We start from the raw sequence: 20,333 nt of genomic DNA, 5'->3' as shown, positions 1-20,333 counted from the left end.
CGGCCGACATCTTGTTCAACGCGCTACGAGTGGCCGGGTTACGGCTCCTCACGTGCCCCGCGTCCTCCTTTCGGACGAGTTGACCCGCATAGCTGTTGCCTCGCCTCACGTCCCGCATTTGACTCGGACTTTGCACTGCTGTGGAGTCCGGCGCGGCGATACGGAGGTAGCGGATGCTGTCGGCCAGGAGTCTTTTCCAGGAGATCATCGACAACGACGAGTCGTTCCGGCTGTTCTGTTCCATCGCGGCCAGCGGCGAGTCCCAGGGCGGCTGGGAGAACGGGCGGATCGCCGCGCTGGTCCCCGAGAGCGAGCGCGGCCTCGCCCCCAAGATCGCGCGGCACGGCGCCGACGAGGACAAGCACGGGCGGATCTTCAACGCCCTCATGAAGAAGCGCGGCCTCGACCCGGCGCCCGTCCCCGCCGAGACCGACTACACGATGCTTCTTGAGAAGCACGGCATCGGCCTCGCGCACGAGCAACTGCGGCGCGACGAGCGGCTGTCCGTCCAGGACGTCGTCACGTACCTGGCACACAGCCGCGTCACCGAGCAGCGGGCCTCCGAGCAGATGGACATGCTCCGCAAGCACTTCGCCGACCATCCCGACCTCGGCCGCGCGGTCAAGATGATCTCCAACGACGAGGACAACCACCTCGCCTACTGCCACGAGGAATTGCTGCGCTTCGCCTACGCGGGCCACGGTCGGGCCATCCAGCGCACCCTGCGCGAGTGCGCCCTCGCCGAGATCGCGATCTACCGGGACGTGAGCCTCGCCGTCATGGCCCACATGGGCCGCGTCCTGGGCTGGCCCCGGCCGAAGGCGGCCGCGCTCGCCGCTGGGATCCACGCCGTGTACGCGTACGAGCGGCTCGGTGGCTGGCGGCGGATGGTGTCGCTCAGAATGCCGGAGCGGCGCGATGCCCTTGGCGGGCCGGCGGCCACGTCGGTCGAGTTCGCTTGAGTCGCACGGCGTTGCGGTCGCGGGGCTCTGCCTCGGACCCCGCTGCTCAATCGCCGCAGGGGCTTGATTGTCACAGCCACCCGCGGCGCTTGAACGTGCGGTACAGCAGTAGTTCCAGAGCGGCCATCAGCACGATCACCGCGGGGTACGCCCACACCCAGTGCAGCTCCGGCATGTGTTCGAAGTTCATGCCGTAGACGCCCGCGATCATCGTGGGCACCGCGGCCATCGCCGCCCACGCCGAGATCTTCCGCATGTCGTCGTTCTGCCGCACGCTCATCTGCGCCAGGTGCGCCGAAAGGATGTCCGACACGAGGCGGTCCAGGCCGTCCACGGACTCGTTGACCCGCGTCAGGTGGTCGTTCACGTCCCGGAAGAACGGCCGCGCCTCCTCGTGCACGAACGGCACGGCGGCCAGGCCCCACGGGCCGACCCCGGCGAGCCGGGCCAGCGGCATCGCCAACGGGCCCGTCGCGCGCCGGAATTCGAGGATCTGGCGCTTGAAGGTGTAGATCCGCTCGGCGGTGTCGCGGGAACCCCCGCCCTCCGGGGAGAAGACCTCCGTCTCCAGCTCCTCCAGGTCGGTCTGCAGCTCGCCCGCGACCTCCAGGTAGTGGTCCACGGTGGCGTCCGCGACCGAGTACAGGACCGCCGTCGGCCCCTGTTTCAGGAACTCCGGCTCGGCCTCCAGGCGCTGTCGCACGGCCTTCAGGGGCGCGCCCTCGCCGTGCCGCACTGTCACCACGAAGGAGTCGCCCAGGAACAGCATCAGCTCACCCGTGGACACCTTGTCGCTCTTCGGCTCGTACACGACCGGCTTGAGGACCACGAACAGCGAGTCGTCGTAGATCTCCAGCTTGGGCCGCTGGTGCGCCTTCAGGGCGTCCTCCACGGCCAGCGGGTGCAGAGCGAACTCCTTGGCGACCCGGTCGAACTCCTCCTCGCTCGCCTCGTGCAGCCCGATCCACACGAACGCGTCGCCCGCCGCCCGTGCCTCGTCCAGGGCATCGGAGAAGTCCGCGGGCCGCTCGGTGCGACGCCCGTCCCGGTAGATGGCGCAGTCGACGATCACGATGTGAATTCTTCCCGGGACCGGACGTCGCCGCACGTCGTCGTATGCCTAGGGTGGGGCACATGCCCACGCTGATCCTTGTCCGGCACGGACGTTCCACCGCCAACACCGCGGGCGTGCTCGCCGGGTGGACGCCCGGTGTGGCGCTCGACGAGCGCGGCGCCGCGCAGGCCGCGCGGCTGCCCGAGCGGCTGTCGGGCCTGCCCCTCGCCGAGATCGTCGCCAGCCCGCTGCAGCGCTGCCGCGAGACCGTCGCGCCGCTGCTCGCCGCCCGGCCGGAGCTGACCCCGCACACCGACGAGCGCATCGGCGAGTGCGACTACGGGGACTGGTCCGGCCGCAAGCTCGCCGAGCTGTCCGACGAGCCTCTGATGCAGGTCGTGCAGCAGCGCCCGACGGCCGCCGCGTTCCCCGGCGGCGAATCGATGCGGCAGATGCAGCACCGGGCCGCCGAGGCGGTACGTGAGTGGAACGCGCGCGTGGAGCGCGAGCACGGCGAGGACGCCGCCTATGTGATGTGTTCGCACGGCGACATCATCAAGTCCCTTGTCGCGGACGCCATCGGGCTGCATCTGGACCTCTTTCAGCGGATCTCCGTAGAGCCGTGTTCCATCACAGCGATCCGTTACACCCGCCTGCGCCCCTTTCTCGTACGCCTCGGAGACACGGGGGACTTCGCGTCGCTGGCGCCGCGGGAGACGCCGCAGGGGCCCGATGCGCCCGTCGGGGGCGGCGCGGGCGCACCGTGATCGTCGCCCGCAGTAGGGTGAAGCAGCCGTAAGCACAGTCGGGCCCGGTCGTCCATGACCGGTTCCAGCCAGTCGATCTCGATCCCATGGAGACAGGACGTGTCCCGTCAGGTGTTCCTCTACGACCCTCCGGAGCGCTTTGTGGCCGGTACGGTCGGGCTCCCCGGGCGCCGCACCTTCTTCCTGCAGGCCACGGCAGGAGCCCGGGTCACCAGCGTGGCGTTGGAGAAGACCCAGGTGGCCGCGCTCGCCGAGCGCATGGACGAACTGCTCGACGAGGTCGTGCGGCGCAGCGGGGGCAACGCCCCGGTGCCCGCCGTGGCCCCCAGTGAGATCTCCGACACCGGGCCCCTCGAGGCGCCCGTGGAGGAGGAGTTCCGCGTCGGCACCATGGCACTCGCGTGGGACGGCGACGAGCAGCGCATGATCGTCGAGGCGCAGGCCCTCGTCGAGCTCGACGCCGAGTCCGAGGAGGACCTGGCGGAGGCCGAGGAGAAGCTCCTCCAGGACGAGGAGAACGGTCCGCCGATGCTCCGCGTCCGGCTCACCGGGAACCAGGCCCGCGCCTTCGCCAAGCGGGCCCTCGACGTCGTGAACGCGGGCCGCCCGCCGTGCCCGCTGTGCAGCCTGCCGCTCGACCCGGAGGGACACGTATGTCCGCGCCAGAACGGATACCGGCGCGACGCGTGAGCGACCGGGACCTGCTCGCCCTCGGTGAGCTGCACGTCGAAGGACAGATCCGCGAGGCGTCGAACGCGGTGCTGGTGTGCACCGTCACCCACGACGGCCGCGAGGCCCGGTGCGTCTACAAGCCGGTGCGCGGTGAGCGCCCGCTGTGGGACTTCCCGGACGGGACCCTGGCGCAGCGCGAGGTCGCCGCGTACGAGATCTCCGAGGCGCTCGGCTGGGGCCTGGTGCCGCCGACCGTGCTGCGCGACGGGCCGTACGGCGAGGGCATGTGCCAGCTGTGGATCGACGGACCCGAGGGGGACGCGGAGGACGCCGAGGAAGCGGACGGCCCCGGGCTGCTGGCTCTCGTCGACCGTGAGGAGCCGGAGGAGGGCTGGAAGGCCATCGGCTTCGCCGAGGTCGGCGAGGGTCGCACGGCGCTGCTCGTGCACGCCGACGACGCCCGCCTGCGCCGGCTCTCCGTGCTCGACGCCGTGATCAACAACGGCGACCGCAAGGGCGGCCACCTGCTCGTCGACGCCGAAGGACGCCTGTACGGCATCGACCACGGCGTCACCTTCAACGCCGAGGACAAGCTGCGCACGCTGCTGTGGGGCTGGGCGGGGGAGCCGCTGACCGAGGAGGCGACCGCCGCGCTGGAGGCGCTGCGCGGGGCGCTGGCGGAGGGCGGGCCGCTGGCCGCCCGGCTCGGCGAGCTGATCACCGGGGCCGAGGTCGAGGCCGTACGGGAGCGGGTCGCGGACCTGCTCAAGACCGGACGGCACCGGGAGCCGGGCGGGGACTGGCCGGCGATCCCCTGGCCGCCCGTCTAGACGCCTGCCGGTGATCGCCCCCTAACGTCCCCGGCAAGATCGCGCAAGGGGGCGGGTTCGGCCATTGAGCCTGGTCCGGTTCGTATCCGGAAGCACCGTCCGGTTACGCTCGTGGCATGCATGCCTGGCCCGCTTCTGAGGTCCCCGCCCTGCCCGGCAAGGGCCGCGACCTCCGGATCCACGACACCGCGACCGGTGGGCTCGTCACCCTTGCCCCCGGTCCCGTCGCCCGTATCTACGTCTGCGGCATCACGCCGTACGACGCGACCCACATGGGTCACGCGGCGACCTACAACGCGTTCGACCTCGTGCAGCGCGTGTGGCTCGACACCAAGCGGCAGGTTCACTACGTCCAGAACGTGACGGACGTCGACGATCCTCTGCTGGAGCGGGCCGTGCGCGACGGCGTCGACTGGGAGGGCCTCGCCGAGCGCGAGACCGCCCTGTTCCGTGAGGACATGACCGCCCTGCGGATGCTGCCGCCGCAGGACTACATAGGCGCCGTCGAGGCGATACCCGGCATCGTGCCGCTCGTCGAACGACTGCGTGACTCCGGTGCCGCCTACGAACTCGAGGGCGACACCTACTTCTCCGTCGAGGCCGACCCGCACTTCGGGTCCGTCTCGAACCTCGACGCCGCCGCGATGCGGCTGCTCTCCGCCGAGCGCGGGGGCGACCCGGACCGTCCGGGCAAGAAGAACCCGCTCGACCCGATGCTGTGGATGGCCGCGCGCGACGGCGAGCCCAGCTGGGACGGCGGCTCGCTCGGCCAGGGACGCCCCGGCTGGCACATCGAGTGCGTCGCCATCGCCCTCGACCACCTCGGCATGGGCTTCGACGTCCAGGGCGGCGGCTCCGACCTGGCGTTCCCGCACCACGAGATGGGTGCGTCGCACGCCCAGGCGCTGACCGGCGAGTTCCCCATGGCGAAGGCGTACGTGCACGCCGGCATGGTCGGGCTCGACGGCGAGAAGATGTCGAAGTCCAAGGGCAACCTGGTCTTCGTCTCCAAGCTGCGCCACGAAGGCGTCGACCCCGCCGCGATCCGGCTCGCGCTCCTCGCGCACCACTACCGCTCCGACTGGGAGTGGACCGACCAGGTGCTCGCCGACGCCGTGGCCCGCCTCGACCGCTGGCGCGCCGCCGTCTCCCGCCCCGACGGCCCGTCCGCCGACGCGCTCGTCGAGGAGATCCGCGAGGCGCTCTCCGACGACCTGGACGCGCCCACCGCGCTGACCGCCGTCGACCGCTGGGTCGAGACCCAGTCGACCGTGGGCGGCACGGAGGAGGGCGCCCCCGGCGTCGTCTCGCGTGCCGTGGACGCCCTGCTGGGCGTGGCCCTGTAGCCACCGGCACACCCGAAGAGGGGCACTTCCTCCGTGGAGGAAGTGCCCCTCGTGTCACTTGGTGCGGTGCGATCCGGCGCGCCGGATCAGATCTTGCGCACCTGGATGCTGCGCAGGACGTTCGGTGAGCCCGAGTCCCAGATACCGATGACCTGGTGGCCGAAGGCGAAGGCCTCCTGAACCTGGTCGTGGGTCTGGGGGTTGGGGTTCGCGAAGATCCTGAACTGGTTCTGGATCCGCAGCGCGATGAGGCTGGGCTGACCGGGCAGCGGCTGCACCACGTCGACGTAGGCGTCCGCGATGCCGGCCTGGAGCACCTGCTGCTGGACCTGCTGCTGGACGTGCTGCACCGCGATCTGGGCGATCTGGTGCAGGTGCTGCTGGACCTGCTGCTCGACCTGCTGCTGCTGGCCCTGCTGCTGACCCATCTGCTGCTGGCCCATCTGCCCCATCGGCTGCTGTTGGCCGAGCTGCTGGAGCAGGCCCTGGAACGGCTGCTGCTGGCCGAGCTGGTGCAGCTGCTCGAGCGAGCCGCCCATGCCCATCTGCTGCTGGCCGTAGCCCTGCTGACCGAACGGCTGCTGCTGGCCGAAGCCCTGCTGGCCGTAGCCCTGCTGGCCGAACGGCTGCTGCTGCTGGCCGTAGCCCTGCTGGCCGAACGGCTGCTGCTGTTGCTGCTGGTAGGGCGAAGTGCTCGGGAACTGCTGCCCCTGCTGGCTCATCTGGGGGGTGATGCTCATGCGGGTGCCACCTTCCATCAAGGGTTGGTTGCGTTCCTCAGCCTGTGACGACCAGGCCCACGACCTCGTCGTCCGAGAACCACACACGTACGTCCGGACGTCCCCCCGCGAAGGCCGCGTGCACGGCCTGCCGGGTTTCGGGGGACGGGTTGTTCAGACTCCGCCAGGCGCCCGCCACGAAGAGCCGGAGCCTGGGCGGGAGTTCGGGCGGATACGGGATCAGCTCGTCCCAGTACCGCTCGGCCTGGCCCGAACCGACCGTCGAGGGCAGCAGATTGGTGACTGCCCCCTTGATGTCGGGCCGGTTGCCGATCCGCTGCGAAGCGGGTCGGCCCGGGGCGTCCTGCTGCGGAGAGCCGGTCGCCCGGAGAACTTCGCGCGCCCGCTGCGATGTCATCGGGCGCTGACCGCCCGCCTTCAGCATGCCCTGGAGAGCGGTCAGCGCGCCGACGACCACCGGGGAGGCGGACGAGGTGCCGGAGAAGGTGTCCGTGTACCAGGCGATCTCCTCGGTGCCGCCCTGCAGATCGCCGGGCCGGTCCCAGAAGCCGCCGGTGGTGGTGACCTCGCGGCCCCAGCCCTGGGCGTCCACACGGGCGCCGTAGTTGGAGAACCCGAGGCGGGAGCGGTCCGGTCCGTGGTCGCGGCCGTGGGTGCCGGGCGGCGGAGCGCCCGCGCCGACGATGACCGCGTCGGAGGACCGGTTCGAGGGGTTGAACGGGTTGTGCCACCACGCCGGGAACTCGTCCGGCCGCCGCTCGTACAGCGCGTCGTCGAGGGACTCGGCGCCGTTGCCCGCCGCGCCCACGACCACGATGCCCTTCGCCGTCGCGTACCGGATGGCCGCGAAGTCGTCGGGCCACCATTCGAGAGGGATGTAGCCGCGCTGGTCGTCGCGCGGTTCGAAGTCGAACCGCGGCCCGGGACGGTGCAGTTCGATCAGGATGACGTCGCCGGGGCTCAGCCGCTCGGCCGCCGCGTGGATCGCCGCCGCCGTCCCCACGCCCTGGAACGAGGCCGCCGCGGTCACCGCCTCCGGCGCGATACCGGTGATGCCGCGCTCGTTGCGGTCCCCGCCGATCACGCCGAGCACCGCCGTGCCGTGGTTGCGCCACGCCACGTCCGCGATCGGCGTGCCGACGACGATCCCCGCGAGCTTCGCCGACAGGTCCTCGTGTCCCAACTGCCAGGCGCCCTCGACGTCGATGACGGTGATGCCCTCGCCGCTGCCGCCGAGCCGCCGCCATGCCCACTGCGCGTCGACGCCGGCGGGTGCGGGTCCCAAGTAGCCCTGGCGGCCCGTGTAGTCGGGCGTCGCGGCCGTCTTCTCCTTCAGCCGCCGCGCCTCGTCGAAGTTCTCCGGCGAGGGCGACGGCTCCGACGCGTGCGTCGCGGGCACCGCGCCCGGCTTCACGTACGCCGTGTCGATCTCCGGGAGCGCCGCCATCCGCGAGCGCAGCTCCTGCGCCCGGGAGGCCCCGCCGCGCACCCGGTAGAACAGCGCCAGATCGGGTACATCCGCCCCGACGGCGGACGCCTCGCCGCCGCCGCGTACCCGCTCCTCGCCGCCGAACAGCGGTTCAAGAGCGAGCTGTTCGTCCCCGAGGAACATGTTCAGGGCCGATACGTCGGCGCCCGCCGCCGAGCGGACGCCGTCCGCCTGCACCCGCAGGCGGGCCTCCGGCCGCGCCACGACGATCAGTTCCTCTTCCGCCCCGCGATAGGTGAAACCGGATCCCTCCGGTCCGGGACCCGCCGCTCCCGGCCCCTGCGCCGGGCTCGCGTGCTGGTCGGTCATCGGTCCACAGCTCCCCTCGCCACATCTGATCGTGCGGGTCTGCTTGTGCCGTGCTGCCGTGCTGCCTTGAGGTCGTCGGGGGCCACCCTGCTACGCCGAAGCCCGTCCGTCCAGACCTCAATTCCCAACTGAGTTTGAAATCCAGTTGAATTGGGAACCCCCTGCAATCTGTCCTGAAACAGATGTCACGGATCAAACCGGCCAAAGCCTGCGGATCGTCGTGTCATGTGGTGTCATATCGGCGTCATTCGACCCGACGGCCGAACGGCCCTCCAGCCGCTTCGGCCCCTGCGGAAGGACGTTCCATTGCACCGTTCCTTCGCACGTAGAAGATTCCTGGCCGCCGGCGCCGCGGGCGCGGCGGCCGTCACCGGTCTCGCGGGCGGCGCCGCCCGCGCGGCCGATTCCTCCGCGGCGGCGGCCGGTTGGCCCCGCCGCTTCTTCCTGCCCGACGGATTCCAGCCCGAGGGCATCGCGGTCGGCACCACCCCGTACGCGTACTTCGGCTCGCTCGCGAGCGGAGACCTGTACCGCGCCTCGCTCGCCACCGGACGCGGCACCGTCCTCCCCACCGGCCTGGGCGCAGGGCACCCGACGGCCGGGCTCAAGGTCAACGAATACGGCCGGTTGTATCTGGCGGGCGCCACCAGCCGGGAGATCCGGATCGCCTCGGCGCACGACGGCCGGATCGAGCGCACGTACGTCGTCGGGGCCGAGGGCTCGATGGTGAACGACGTCGTGCTCACCCCCGGCGTCGCCTGGTTCACCGACTCCTACCGGGCGCAGCTCTACGGTGTCGCGCTCGGACGGCGCGGGGAGCCCGGCCGGCAGTGGACGCTGCCGCTCAAGGGGGACTGGGAGCAGGGCCCCGACTTCACGGCCAACGGCATCGAGCGCACACCCGACGGCCGCGCCCTCGTCGTCGTCAACACCGTCGCCGACGACGGCAGCCTGATGCGCGTCGACCCGCACACCGGCGTGGCGCGCGCCGTCGACCTGGGCGGCGCGAAAGTGCCCAACGGCGACGGGCTGCTGCTCGTCGGGCGCCTGCTGTACGTCGTCCAGCAGTGGCAGAACGCCGTGGACGTCTTCCGGATCGACGCGGCGGGCACGCGGGGTGTGGCCGTGGCCCGGATCACCGATCCGCTGTTCCGGATCCCGACGACCGCGGCGGCCAGGGGCGGGCGGCTGTACCTGCCGAACGCCCGCTTCGACGTGGAGGTGCCCACGCCGGGCACCGAGTACGACGTGATCGCCGTCGACCAGGTGTGACACCACCGTCGGCGTGACACGAAGAGCGGGCCGGGACCTGTGGGTCCCGGCCCGCTGCTGTCACTCGTCCGTCACTCGTCGCCGTCGTCGCTCTCCGGGCGCGGCGGCTTCGGCGGTCTGGTGCGGCCGCTCGGGTTGTCGCGCAGGTGCGAGGAGCCCTCGCTGCCGTCCGTCGCGTGGCCGCCCGGCCCGGCGTCCGGATCGCGGCGCCGCAGATAGCGCTCGAACTCGCGGGCGATGGCATCGCCGGACGCCTCGGGCAGCTCCGCGGTGTCGCGGGCCTCCTCGAGCGACTGCACGTACTCGGCGACCTCGGTGTCCTCGGCCGCCAGCTGGTCCACGCCCAACTGCCAGGCCCGCGCGTCCTCGGCCAGATCGCCCAGCGGGATGCGCAGGTCGATCAGGTCCTCAAGACGGTTGAGAAGGGCCAGCGTCGCCTTCGGGTTCGGCGGCTGCGACACGTAGTGCGGGACGGCGGCCCACAGCGAGACCGCGGGGACCCCGGCGTGCGTGCAGGCCTCCTGGAGGATGCCGACGATGCCCGTCGGACCCTCGTACTTGGTCTCCTCCAGGTCCATCCGCGTGGCCAGGTCCGCGTCCGACGTGACACCGCTGACCGGCACCGGCCGGGTGTGCGGGGTGTCGCCGAGCAGCGCGCCCAGGACGACGACCAGCTCGACGCCCAGCTCGTGCGCGAAGCCGAGCAGTTCGTTGCAGAACGAGCGCCAGCGCATGGACGGCTCGATGCCCCGGACCAGGACGAGGTCGCGCGGCTTGTCGCCGCCCACACGGATCACCGAGAGCCGGGTCGTCGGCCATGTGATCTTTCGCACGCCGCCGTCCACGAACACGGTCGGGCGGTTGACCTGGAAGTCGTAGTAGTCCTCGGCGTCCAGCGCCGCGAACACCTCGCCCTTCCACTCCTTGTCGAGATGCGCGACCGCGGTGGAGGCTGCGTCGCCGGCATCGTTCCAGCCCTCGAACGCGGCCACCATGACCGGGTCGACCAGCTCGGGTACCCCCTCGAGCTCGATCACCCAGCGCCTCCTTCCGACGTGCCCTCGCGTACCTGCCCACCTTACGGCGTCGGCGGGGGCCCTCCGCAGCCCCCTTTGAGCGCGGGCTGCCCCGAACACTGCCCCGCCGCGGAGTGGTCCACTCCACCCGTCGGGTGGCCGTCAGGTCCGTACGAGGTGCGCGGCGTCGGATTCGCCGGCCGGTGCCCCGCCGATCGGCCTGACCAGCAGCCACGCCCCGCACACCAGGGTCAGCGCCTGGGCCCCGGCGAGAAGGGTGAATCCGGCGCCGAAGCCGTGGCCGCCGCTCGCCGCGATGGCCACGCCCATGAGGGTGGGCATGAACGCCGAGACGAGGTTGCCGACCCCGTTCACGACTCCGTAGGCGCTGCCGACGAAGTGGGCGGGCGCGCAGTGCTGGACGAGGGTGGGGATCGCCGGGCCCTGAAGGCCCCAGAAACCGCCGGCCAGGATCAGCCCGGTGGCCGCGAGGCCGTCGCTGTCCGCGCCCGCGACCAGCAGCACACAGACCGCCGTGCCCGCCGAGCCCACCACGAACGGCAGCGCGAGCAGCCGCCGCGGCAGCCGGTCGAGCACCAGACCGCCGAGGAATCCGGACACCAGTGACATCAGGAACGGCAGCGCGGACACCACGCCCATCGCCGACAGCGAGAAGTGCCGCTCGCGCAGCAGGTACGAGGGCAGCCAGGCGCTCGACCCCCACAGGTAGGCGAGCGTGGCGATCTCGATGACCAGGATGGGCGCCAGGCGCGGCATGCGCAGTGCGCCCTTCATCGTGGCCCCGAAGCCGGGCCGCTCGGCGCCGCGCACCCCGCGGCCGCGGACGAACAGCAGGATCAGCGGGAGGCCGACCACCGCGTTCAGCGCGGCGAGCACGACGAAGGAGGTGTGCCAGTCGAAGCGGTAGACGAGGTACGTGATCAGGGGCAGGCCCGCGGCCGTACCGAGCGAGACACCCATCGAGCTGACCGCGTTCGGGCGGCCCGCCTCGTGCGGCGCGAAGTGCTCGCGCACGTACATCGTCTTCAGCGAGAACAGCGGGCCCTCGGCGCCGCCGAGCAGGGCCCGCAGCACGGTCAGCGTGAGCGCGCCGAGCGCGTACGGGGAGAGCAGTGTCATCAGCGACCACAGGGCGACGCTGACGACGAGCCCGCGGCGCACCCCGAGCGACGTCTCGTAGAACGGGGTGAGGACAAACGCCGCGATGCCGTACCCGACGAGGAACACGGTCGACAGGGCGCCCTGCGCCGTCGGGTCACCAGTGATGCCGAAGTGGTCGGTGAACGCCTTGTCCGTGATGAGGACGGAGACGTTCACCCGGTCCACGTAGCTGATCAGCACGATGACCAGCAGGCTCAGGACGCCCGCCCAGCGTGCTCTCGCACTCATGCGGTCGTCTGCTTCTCGGCCTCGCCGCGGTACATGCGGCGCAGGCGGACCACGCCGAGGTCGTGCTGGTACAGGTTCTCCCGCTGGTCGGCGTCGGCCGGCATGGCCTCCAGCATCTGCCGGTCCTGCTCAAGGACCTCCCAGTGGCGCTTCTCGATCAGCGTCTTGTAGAGGAACCGCCAGGTGTCGCGCTCCCAGCCCTGGACCGTGCGGTAGCGCCAGAAGAAGACGGCGCAGCGCTCGGCGTCGACCGGGCGGACCATGCCGACGATGCCGAACGGGCCACCGGGGCCCGCGGACGGCGGGTAGGGGATCGACAGGTCGACCCAGTCCACGCCCGTGCGGCACAGCTCCACCCAGTCGAAGTTCACGCCCCGCTGGTCGGTCTTCTCGAAGAAGTAGCCGCGGTCGGTCTCGCGGATGCGGAACTTGGCGGTGGTGTCACCGTCGAACATCGTGTGCGAGTCGTGGTGCAGGAACTGGCCGTGCATCGGGTCGAGCAGGTTCTCGACGCCGTAGCGCCACGGCACGTCCCACTCGGCGTAGCACAGGATCGCGTCGGTGTCGGGGTCCGTCAGCGGGTCGGGGAGCGTCAACTCGACCGGTTCCGGGTGCTGTTCGTCGCCGAAGTAGGCGAGGACCGCGCCGGACACCTCGCGCACGGGCAGCGACTGGACGAGCTTCTTGCCCTCCAGGTTGCAGCCGGGCAGACCGGGCACGGAGGAGACGGTGCCGTCGGTCTCGACCTCGACGCCGTGGTACCAGCAGGCCACCCGGTCGCCCAGGTGTTTTCCGAGCGAGAGCGGGGCGCCGCGGTGCGGACACCGGTCGGCCAGCATGCTCAGGGTGCCGTCGGAGCGGCGGAAGAGCAGCCACTGCTCGCCGAGCACGGTGACCTTGCGCATGGCGCCGGGCGCGACGAAGGAGGACGGCACGACGGGGTGCCACTGGTTGCGCAGACCGGTCGCGTAGACGTGGTCGGCGGTGAGGGTCTTGGCGGTCACGGCGGTCACGCTCCCAGTCGGTGCATCTCGGCGCGGAAGGATTCCTCGGTCCACGGCTGCCCGTCGGGGGCGTGGACCTGGCGGGCGTTCAACCCGCTGACGACATCGGCGAGTTCGTGGCCCACCTTGGTGAAGACGTCTTCGAGGGAGGCCGCGAGCTTGTACTCGTACGGGCTCGGCTCGTGGGTGCGGGACTGGTGGACCTCCAGGTACGGCCAGTCGGTGGTCTCGGTGCTGCTCATGTGCGTCTCCTACGTCTTCTACGTCTTCAGGAGGGGGTTACAGGTCCAGGACAAGGCGGGAGCCGGCCGCGCAGCGCGAGACGCAGATCATCATCGAGGCGTTCGCGGCGTGCTCGGACTCCGACAGGAGGAAGTCGCGGTGTTCGGGGGCGCCTTCGAGGACGCGGGTCTCGCAGGAGCCGCAGATGCCGTCGCGGCACGAGCTGGTGACGTCGATGCCCGCGGTCTCGGCGGCCTCCAGGATCGAGGTGTCGGCACCGACGGTGAGCGTCTGCCCGGAGGCGCGGCACTCGACCTCGAACTCGCCGTCGTCCGCCGACCGCTCGACGACCGGAGCGGCGAACCGCTCCAGGCGCAGCCGCTCGGCGGGGCAGCGCTCCTCGACGGCGGCGAGCAGCGGCTCGGGCCCGCAGGAGTAGACGAGCGCCCCTTCGGGGAGGGCGGCGAGCGTCGCGTCCAGGTCGATGTGCCCCTGCTCGTCCTGCGGTACGAGGGTCAGCTCGCCGCCGAGCGCGGCCAGCTCGTCGGTGAACGCCATCGAGGCGCGCCCCCGGCCGCCGTACACCATGCGCCACTCGGCGCCGCGCCGCGCGGCCTCCCGTGCCATCGCGAGGATCGGCGTGACACCGATGCCGCCCGCGATGAACACGTACGAGGACGCGTCTTCCAGGGCGAAGTGGTTGCGCGGCTCGGACACCGTGACCTGCTGGCCGGGGCGCAGCTTGGTGTGCACGTGCCGCGAACCGCCGCGCGAGGACGGCTCGTTGAGCACGCCGATCCGGTACGTGCCGCAGTCGGCCGGGTCGCCGCACAGGCTGTACTGGCGGACCTGCCCGCCGACGTGCACGTCGAGGTGCGCGCCCGGCTCCCACGTGGGCAGCGGCTTGCTGTCCGGGTGGCTCAGCTCGACGGACAGGACGCCGTCGGCCTCCCAGGTCATCCGCCGGACCAGCAGGTCCAGGAGACGGTCGTCGGTCATGGTGGTCTCCTTACGCGCCGGGGATCTTCACGGGCGGGGTGAACGGGTTTTTCATCGGGCCGAGCGAGGCCAGGTCGACCTCGACGAGCGTCGGCCCCTCGGCGCCGACGGCCTGCTCGATGACCGGCCGCGCGTGCTCGGCGTCGGCGATCCGCAGATACGGCAGACCGCAGGCGCGGGCGAGCAGTTCGAAGTCGGGCGTGGCGAGGTCGACGCCGGAGCGGCGCTCGCTGTACCGGTCCTGCATGTTGCGCAGCACGCCGTAGCCGCCGTCGTTGAAGACGAGGACGGTCAGCCGTAGCCGCTCCTGGGCCACGGTCAGCAGCTCGCCGAGGTGCACGGCGAGACCGCCGTCGCCCGCGATGACCACGGTGGGCCGCTCGGGGTCGGCGAGCGCGGCGCCGATGCCCATGCCGAGGCCCTGCCCGATGCCGCCGCCGCGCGGGAAGACGTTGGAGCGCGGGTCGTACATCTCCAGGAGCCGGTTGCCCCAGCTGCTGGACGGGATGGTGACGTCACGGGCGACGACCGCGTCGCGCGGCAGCACGGCGCGCAGCGCGTCGCAGATGGCGGCCTGGGGGCCGATGTTGTCGTGCAGCGTGGCGCGGACCTCGGCGCGTACGTCCTTGATCCGCTGCGTCCACGACGGCTCGGCGGCGCGGGCGTGGGGGAGGAGGGCGGCGAGCGCGTCGGCGGCGTCGGCGTGCAGGGTGTGCGCGGCCGGGTAGACGCGGCCGAGGGCGGCGGCGTCGACGTCGATCTGGATGTGCCGCTCGGCGTCCGGGAGCTTCAGCCCGTAGTCGGCGGTCTCGTTGGACCGGAAGTGCGTGCCGACGGTCAGCAGCACGTCCGCGTCGGCGAGCAGGGCGCGTCCGGCGGGCGTGGTCGCGAAGTTGCCGATGACCTGCGGGTGGTCCTCGGGCACGGCGCCGCGCCCGGAGTTGGAGGTGAGCACCCCGGCGCCGGTCGCCTCGACGAGCGCGGTGAGCTCGGCCCCTGCGCGGTTGGCGCCGCCGCCGGCCCAGATCAGGGGACGTTCGGCGGAGGCCAACAGTGCGGCAGCGGCCGCGAGTTCACCCTCGACCACCGGCGTGACGGTCGGCTCCACGGCCTCGGGAGCATCCGTCTGCGCCGCGTACTGCAGGTCGATCGGCCACTCGACGCTCGCCGGGCCGCCGGGCGAGGCGAGCGCGGCGCGGGCGGCGGACCGCAGCACGTCGCCCGCCTCCTCGGTGGAGCGGACCGTCGCCGCGTACGCCGACACGGCGTCGAGCATGCCGAGCTGGTTCTTCGTCTCGTGGATGAACCCGCGCCCGCTGCCCAGGAACTCGGCCTCGACCTGCCCGGTGACGTGCAGCACGGACGTGCCGGATGCGAGCGCCTCGATCAGCGAGCCGGCCGCGTTGCCCGCGCCCGTGCCCGTCGAGGTGAGCGCGCAGCCGATCGAGCCGCGGGCCCGGCCGTACGCGTCGGCGGCGTTGACGGCGCTCGCCTCGTGCCGCACGGGGACGAAGCGCAGCTCGCGGTCGACGGCCTCGACCAGCGGCAGGTTGTGCACGGACACGATTCCGAAGACCGTGTCGACGCCGAGCTCCTTCAGGACGGCGACGAGGAGGTCACCGCCATTGGTGTACTGCATGCGAACTCCTCAGAGAATGCCGCGGCCGACGCCGCCGCAGACATCGATGCCGGTTCCGGTGATGTACGAGGCGCGCGGCGAGAGCAGCGCGACGATCGCGTAGGCGACCTCTTCGGCGCGGCCGAGGCGCCCCAGGGAGACGCCCCGGTCGGCGGCCAGCTCCGCCTGCCAGTCCTCGTAACTCATCCCGGAGTCCGCGGCGGCGTGCCGGCGCGTCCACTGGCCGGTGTCGACGAGGCCGAGGCAGACCGAGTTGACCCGGATGCCCTCCGGGGCCAGCTCCTGGGACAGGGACTTCGAGAGGTTGAGGATGCCGGCGCGGGCGGCGCTCGTCGTGATCAGCCGCGGCTCGGGCTGCTTGGCGAGCACCGCGTTGACGTTGACGACGGACGCCGCGTCGGACGCCCGCAGGTACGACCGCGCCGCCTGCAGCGGGTTGAGCACGCCCGCGAACTTCAGCTCCAGCTCGTCGCGCCAGTCGTCCTCGGTCGTGTCGTCGAGGCGCTTCATGCGGGACTGGCCCGCGTTGTTGACCAGCCCGTCGAGCCGCCCGCCGAACGCGTTCGCGGACGCCGCCACGAAGTCGCGCACGGCTTCGGCGTCCCGCACGTCGCAGGTGGCCGTGAACAGGCGGTCGTACGTACCGATCCGCTTCAGGCGGTCGGCGTCGCGCCCGCAGGTGGCGACGTTCGCGCCTTCGTCGAGGAGGGCGCGGACCGTGGCCAGGCCGACGCCCGAGCTGCCTCCGGTGACCACATAGGTCCGGTCGGCGAGGCCCAGATCCATAACTCAAGTCTCCATTGGGTCAGTTCATGGTGAAGCCGCCGTTGACGGCGATCACCTGTCCGGTCAGATAGCGGGACTCCTCGGAGAGGAGGAAGGAGGCGAGACCGGTGAGGTCCTCGGGCTGCTGCGGCCGGGAGATCGCCCGGTTCGCGGCGTACAGGCCGTGCCGCTCCTCCGGGACCGTCTCGGTCGCCTCGCACTCGGTGAGACCCGGCGCGAGGGCGTTGACGGTGATGCCGCGCTCGCCGAGCTCCCGTGCCATGGCCCGGGTGAGGGCGATGACCGCGCCCTTCGACGTGATGTAGTGCGCGAGCCGGGGAGAGCCGTAGAGCGCCGCGTCCGAAGCGATGTTGACGATGCGTCCGGTCGGGCCGAACAGCGGGTGCAGCGCCTTGGCCACCAGCCAGGGGCCGCGCGCGTTGATCGTCATCAGGCGGTCCCAGGTCTCGATGTCGATGTCCTGGAACTCCTTGCCGCCGACGCCGTTGGCGAGGGCCGCGTTGTTGACGAGGCCGTAGAGGCCGCCCAAGTCCCGTACGAAAGAAGCGAGTTCCTCGACGGACTCCGGGTCGGCCACGTCACAGCGCGTGAAGTGCGCGTCGTGGCCCTCCGCCCGCAGCTCCTCGGCCGCGCGGGCGCCGCGCTCGGGGTCCAGTTCGGCGAGGACGACCCGGAAGCCGTCCGCGCCGGCCCGGCGGGCCATGGCCAGTCCCAGGCCACGGCCCGCCCCGGTCACGACGACCGTGCGCGCGTCCTTGGGGGAACGCTCAGTCACGGGTGACGCCGTGCATCGGCGAGTACTCGGGGTACGACGGCACCTGCGGCTTCTGCGTGCCGATGACGACGCAGAACAGGGCGTCGGTGTCGCCCTCGTTCTTCAGCGAGCGGGTCACACCGGCGGGCACCACGATCATGTCGCGGTAGCCGAGGGTGCGGTACTCGACCTCGTCCGGGCCGCGGTGCACGCCCACGCGGACCTCGCCCTCCAGGACGAAGAACGCCTCCTCCACGTCGTGGTGGGTGTGGGCCGGGCCCTCGGCGCCGGGCGGCAGCAGCATGTTCGAGAAGGTGAAGCCGCCCGAGGGGAGGATGCGGCTGTCGCCCTCGTGGTTGCCGGTGGCGCCGGAGCCGACGTAGCGGATCTGGCCGCGGCGGTACTGCTTGCCCGCCTTCTCCTGGAAGGAGAGCGTGTCGAAGTCCGCGACGCGGGACTCCTTGGAGGCGATCAGCGAGTCGGTGTACTTGCCGAGGTCGCCGCCGTTGTCGTACTCGGTGGTCGTGAGAGGCATGGTGTTCCGTCCTTGGCTAGGCAGTGACGATGTGCAGGTGGGACAGGACCCAGGCGTTGAACCGCCCGGGCTGTTCCTGGTTGGCCAGGTGACCGGCGTCCTTGACGATCACGTAGGCGGTCTTGTGCAGGCCCCCGGCGATGACCTGGGAGGCCTCGACGCCGGTGACCTTGTCGCGGTCGCCGCAGATCACGAGCGTGGGAGCGGTGACGGCGGACAGTTCGGGGCGCAGGTCGGCGCCGGCCATGGCCTCGGCGGCGTACCCGTAGCCGGGCAGCCGCACGGAGGAGGCCATGGTGTCGACGACCCGCTCGACCAGTTCGGCGGGCGCCAGGTCGGAGACGAGGCGCGGTCCGCGCTTCTCGGCGAAGGCGCGCGGCCCGGCCTCGGCCAGCTCCGCGGCCCTGGCCCGCATCCCGGCGGCCTTCGCCTCGTCGGTGCCGGAGCCCGCGCTGGAGTCGGCGACGATCAGCGAGTCCACGAGGTCCGGGTGGCGGGTCGCGAGCCGCAGCGCGATCACGCCGCCCCAGGAGACGCCGAGGACGTGCGCGGAGGTGCCGTACGAGCGGATCACATCGGCCGCGGCGTCGGCGAAGCCGTCGAGGTCCAACGGGCCGTCCGGGTCGGCCGACTTGGCGTAGCCGGGCGCGTCCCAGGCGACGACGCGGGCGTGCGGCGCGAGCCCTTCGAGCTGCGGCGCGAACGCGGCCGACGAGGAGCCGATCCCGTGCAGGCACAGCAGCAGGGGGCCCTCGGTGCCCGCCTCCTCCACATGGACGGCCGGGTGGACGGCCGTCACAGGATCTGCCCCGACCGGCCGGCGAGCGCGGCCACCGACCGCAGCACCGAGTACGGCACGACCTGGCTGGTCGCCGGGTTCTCCGGGTCGGGCCGGTGCGCGACCTCGAAGCGGTACGCGCCGTGCTCCCCGGACGCCTCGATCACGTGCCGGGTGCGCGAGGCCCCCGGATCGGCGACGACCTCGACCCGCACAGCGTCCAGGTCACCGACGGCGAGGGCGACCGAGGCGGCCACGTTCGTCGACTTGGGGAACTTCACCGGCACGTCGCGCGCCGTACCGGACATGACCGTGACGGGGCCGGTCGCCGAGCGCATCCGGCCCAGCAACTCCTCGTCCATCCACGGCTGTTCGAGGGTGGACGGCAGCTTCGTGGTGGTGAGCCGGACGTCCTCGATCGGCCCCAGGGCCCGCACGGCCTGGAGCAGATCGAGGCCGCCGACCGCGCCGCCGGTGAAGAACACCCGGCCGGGACCGGCGGCGAGCAGCCGCTTGGCCAGCTCGTCGTCGGTGAGGGCCCCGGTCGAGGCCACCAGCAGATCGGTGCCGGAGGTGAGGACGCGCTCGCCCCACTCCCGTACGACTCCCTGGCCCGCCGCCTCGACGACGAGGTCGCAGCGCTCGACGGCCTCCTCGAAGGTCACCTGCGGCGCGGGCGCCGCCTCGCCGAGCGGCCGGTTGTCGACGACGCACGTCAGCTCGGCGCCCTGGACGTCGCCCCGGGCGAGCGCGGTGCCGACGACGCGGCCGATGGCGCCCCAGCCGACGAGTCCGACCTTCAGCGTGCTCATTTCCGTACTCCTTCGGGAACGACCGGGGATTCCGGCGAACCGGCCATGTGACAGCGGATCTCCTTGGACGGCGCGCCCGCCGTGCCCCACAGGTCGGACAGCTCCGGCACCCGCCGCCACACCTTGGCGATCCACCGGTCCTCGACGATCTGCGCGACCTCGGACGTGTACTCGCACACGAGCCCGGTCGGGTCGGTGAAGTAGGAGAAGGTGTTGTTGCCGGGCCCGTGCCGCCCCGGACCCCACTGCGGGACGATCCCGTGGTGGCGAAGGCGCCCGAGCCCGCGCATGAAGTGGTCGACCGAACTCATCTCGTACGCCACGTGGTTGAGGGACACCCACTCGGCCTGGTTGAACGCGATGCAGTGGTGGTCGGCGTTGCAGCGCAGGAACGCCATCTGGTGCTCGGACCAGTCGGAGACGCGCAGGCCGAGGACGTCGCAGTAGAAGGCGACGGCGGCGTCGATGTCGGGGGTGTTGAGGACCGCGTGCGTGACGCCGACCGGCACCGCGGCCTCGTGCCCGCGCGGCGCGACCGCCCAGGTCTCGGCGGACAGCTCGACGAGCCGGCCCTCGTGGTCGTTGAACCGCAGCCCGTAGCCGCCGCCGACCTGGTCGAGCGGGCCGGGGCCCGCGACCGGCACGATGCCGCGCGCTTCGAGCCTGCGCGCCGCCTCGTCGATCTCGGCGGGGGTGGCGACGGCGAACACGAGACGGCCGAGTCCGGTGCGCTCGGAGCGGGTGAGCTGGAGGGCGTGGTGCTGCTCGCCGGTGCCGCGCAGCCAGCTCGCGCTGTGCTCGGACTCGACGACCTCCAGGCCCCAGGCCTCTTCGTAGAAGTCGGTGGCCTCGGCGAAGGACGGGGTGAGCAGCTCGACGGAGCGCAGTGCGCGCAGCCGGGCGATCGGGGGGTGGGACATGGGGAACTCCGTTGCGG

Annotated in this window: 21 protein-coding genes; 6 read left to right on the top strand and 15 right to left on the bottom strand. The window is 71.9% G+C overall.

The window, feature by feature from the left end:
* Window positions 1-173 precede the first annotated feature (173 nt).
* The gene (locus ACY34M_RS40595; RefSeq protein WP_462723718.1) at window positions 174-962 is read left to right on the top strand and encodes a ferritin-like domain-containing protein; all 789 of its coding nucleotides are present in this window, start codon (window positions 174-176) and stop codon (window positions 960-962) included.
* A 70-nt stretch (window positions 963-1,032) separates the two neighbouring features.
* Here ACY34M_RS40595 and corA read toward each other — a convergent pair whose 3' ends face one another.
* Complete coding sequence (gene corA, locus ACY34M_RS40590) at window positions 1,033-2,034, bottom strand: magnesium/cobalt transporter CorA (protein ID WP_462723717.1); 1,002 nt, start codon at window positions 2,032-2,034, stop codon at window positions 1,033-1,035.
* Window positions 2,035-2,096: 62 nt separating this feature from the next.
* Between corA and ACY34M_RS40585 the strand changes: the two genes are divergently transcribed.
* From ACY34M_RS40585 to mshC, 4 genes are all read left to right on the top strand, one after another.
* Window positions 2,097-2,783, top strand: a complete 687-nt coding sequence (locus tag ACY34M_RS40585) for a histidine phosphatase family protein (protein ID WP_462723716.1) — start codon at window positions 2,097-2,099, stop codon at window positions 2,781-2,783.
* A 99-nt stretch (window positions 2,784-2,882) separates the two neighbouring features.
* The gene (locus ACY34M_RS40580; RefSeq protein WP_462723715.1) at window positions 2,883-3,473 is read left to right on the top strand and encodes a DUF3090 domain-containing protein; all 591 of its coding nucleotides are present in this window, start codon (window positions 2,883-2,885) and stop codon (window positions 3,471-3,473) included.
* Window positions 3,437-4,285 carry an SCO1664 family protein gene (locus ACY34M_RS40575; RefSeq protein ID WP_462723714.1) on the top strand — a complete coding sequence of 283 codons (849 nt, stop codon included), beginning with the start codon at window positions 3,437-3,439 and terminating at the stop codon, window positions 4,283-4,285. Before ACY34M_RS40580 ends, ACY34M_RS40575 begins: the two co-directional genes overlap by 37 nt.
* A 116-nt stretch (window positions 4,286-4,401) precedes the next feature.
* Window positions 4,402-5,631: a cysteine--1-D-myo-inosityl 2-amino-2-deoxy-alpha-D-glucopyranoside ligase gene (gene mshC, locus ACY34M_RS40570; protein WP_462723713.1), complete on the top strand. Its 1,230-nt coding sequence runs from the start codon at window positions 4,402-4,404 to the stop codon at window positions 5,629-5,631.
* Window positions 5,632-5,717: 86 nt separating this feature from the next.
* Here mshC and ACY34M_RS40565 read toward each other — a convergent pair whose 3' ends face one another.
* Window positions 5,718-6,371 (bottom strand): hypothetical protein, encoded by a 654-nt coding sequence (locus tag ACY34M_RS40565; RefSeq protein WP_462723712.1) that lies wholly within the window; start codon window positions 6,369-6,371, stop codon window positions 5,718-5,720.
* 37 nt (window positions 6,372-6,408) lie between these two features.
* Window positions 6,409-8,169, bottom strand: a complete 1,761-nt coding sequence (locus tag ACY34M_RS40560) for a S8 family peptidase (RefSeq protein WP_462723711.1) — start codon at window positions 8,167-8,169, stop codon at window positions 6,409-6,411.
* 306 nt (window positions 8,170-8,475) lie between these two features.
* Here ACY34M_RS40560 and ACY34M_RS40555 point away from each other — a divergent pair, with 306 nt between their 5' ends.
* On the top strand, window positions 8,476-9,441 hold the full coding sequence (locus ACY34M_RS40555) for an SMP-30/gluconolactonase/LRE family protein (RefSeq protein WP_462723710.1): 966 nt from the start codon (window positions 8,476-8,478) through the stop codon (window positions 9,439-9,441).
* A gap of 71 nt (window positions 9,442-9,512) precedes the next feature.
* Here ACY34M_RS40555 and ACY34M_RS40550 read toward each other — a convergent pair whose 3' ends face one another.
* The 12 genes from ACY34M_RS40550 to ACY34M_RS40495 form a co-directional block, all read right to left on the bottom strand.
* Entirely contained in the window at window positions 9,513-10,478 is a 966-nt protein-coding gene (locus ACY34M_RS40550) for a PAC2 family protein (protein ID WP_462723709.1), read from the bottom strand.
* Between the two features lie 141 nt (window positions 10,479-10,619).
* Window positions 10,620-11,867, bottom strand: a complete 1,248-nt coding sequence (locus tag ACY34M_RS40545; RefSeq protein WP_462723708.1) for an MFS transporter — start codon at window positions 11,865-11,867, stop codon at window positions 10,620-10,622.
* The gene (locus ACY34M_RS40540; RefSeq protein ID WP_462723707.1) at window positions 11,864-12,880 is read right to left on the bottom strand and encodes a Rieske 2Fe-2S domain-containing protein; all 1,017 of its coding nucleotides are present in this window, start codon (window positions 12,878-12,880) and stop codon (window positions 11,864-11,866) included. The genes ACY34M_RS40545 and ACY34M_RS40540 overlap by 4 nt, the downstream gene beginning before the upstream one ends.
* The gene (locus ACY34M_RS40535; RefSeq protein WP_462723706.1) at window positions 12,877-13,113 is read right to left on the bottom strand and encodes a recombinase-like helix-turn-helix domain-containing protein; all 237 of its coding nucleotides are present in this window, start codon (window positions 13,111-13,113) and stop codon (window positions 12,877-12,879) included. The genes ACY34M_RS40540 and ACY34M_RS40535 overlap by 4 nt, the downstream gene beginning before the upstream one ends.
* A 37-nt stretch (window positions 13,114-13,150) precedes the next feature.
* Entirely contained in the window at window positions 13,151-14,092 is a 942-nt protein-coding gene (locus ACY34M_RS40530; RefSeq protein WP_462723705.1) for a PDR/VanB family oxidoreductase, read from the bottom strand.
* Window positions 14,093-14,102: 10 nt separating this feature from the next.
* A complete protein-coding gene (locus ACY34M_RS40525) occupies window positions 14,103-15,731 on the bottom strand; it encodes a thiamine pyrophosphate-binding protein (protein WP_462723704.1) in 1,629 nt (542 codons plus the stop codon).
* A gap of 9 nt (window positions 15,732-15,740) precedes the next feature.
* Window positions 15,741-16,517 carry an SDR family oxidoreductase gene (locus ACY34M_RS40520; protein WP_462723703.1) on the bottom strand — a complete coding sequence of 259 codons (777 nt, stop codon included), beginning with the start codon at window positions 16,515-16,517 and terminating at the stop codon, window positions 15,741-15,743.
* A 19-nt stretch (window positions 16,518-16,536) separates the two neighbouring features.
* Window positions 16,537-17,292, bottom strand: a complete 756-nt coding sequence (locus tag ACY34M_RS40515; RefSeq protein WP_462723702.1) for an SDR family oxidoreductase — start codon at window positions 17,290-17,292, stop codon at window positions 16,537-16,539.
* Window positions 17,285-17,806, bottom strand: coding sequence for a cupin domain-containing protein (locus ACY34M_RS40510; RefSeq protein WP_461774609.1), 522 nt, complete (start codon window positions 17,804-17,806; stop codon window positions 17,285-17,287). Before ACY34M_RS40510 ends, ACY34M_RS40515 begins: the two co-directional genes overlap by 8 nt.
* A 16-nt stretch (window positions 17,807-17,822) precedes the next feature.
* Window positions 17,823-18,605 carry an alpha/beta fold hydrolase gene (locus ACY34M_RS40505; protein WP_462723701.1) on the bottom strand — a complete coding sequence of 261 codons (783 nt, stop codon included), beginning with the start codon at window positions 18,603-18,605 and terminating at the stop codon, window positions 17,823-17,825.
* Complete coding sequence (locus ACY34M_RS40500; RefSeq protein ID WP_462723700.1) at window positions 18,602-19,396, bottom strand: aspartate dehydrogenase domain-containing protein; 795 nt, start codon at window positions 19,394-19,396, stop codon at window positions 18,602-18,604. Before ACY34M_RS40500 ends, ACY34M_RS40505 begins: the two co-directional genes overlap by 4 nt.
* Window positions 19,393-20,316: a VOC family protein gene (locus ACY34M_RS40495; RefSeq protein ID WP_462723699.1), complete on the bottom strand. Its 924-nt coding sequence runs from the start codon at window positions 20,314-20,316 to the stop codon at window positions 19,393-19,395. The genes ACY34M_RS40500 and ACY34M_RS40495 overlap by 4 nt, the downstream gene beginning before the upstream one ends.
* Window positions 20,317-20,333 lie beyond the last annotated feature (17 nt).

Source organism: Streptomyces sp. EDA2-14, assembly GCF_054963755.1.
This window is presented reverse-complemented; position numbering and strand designations above follow the sequence as displayed.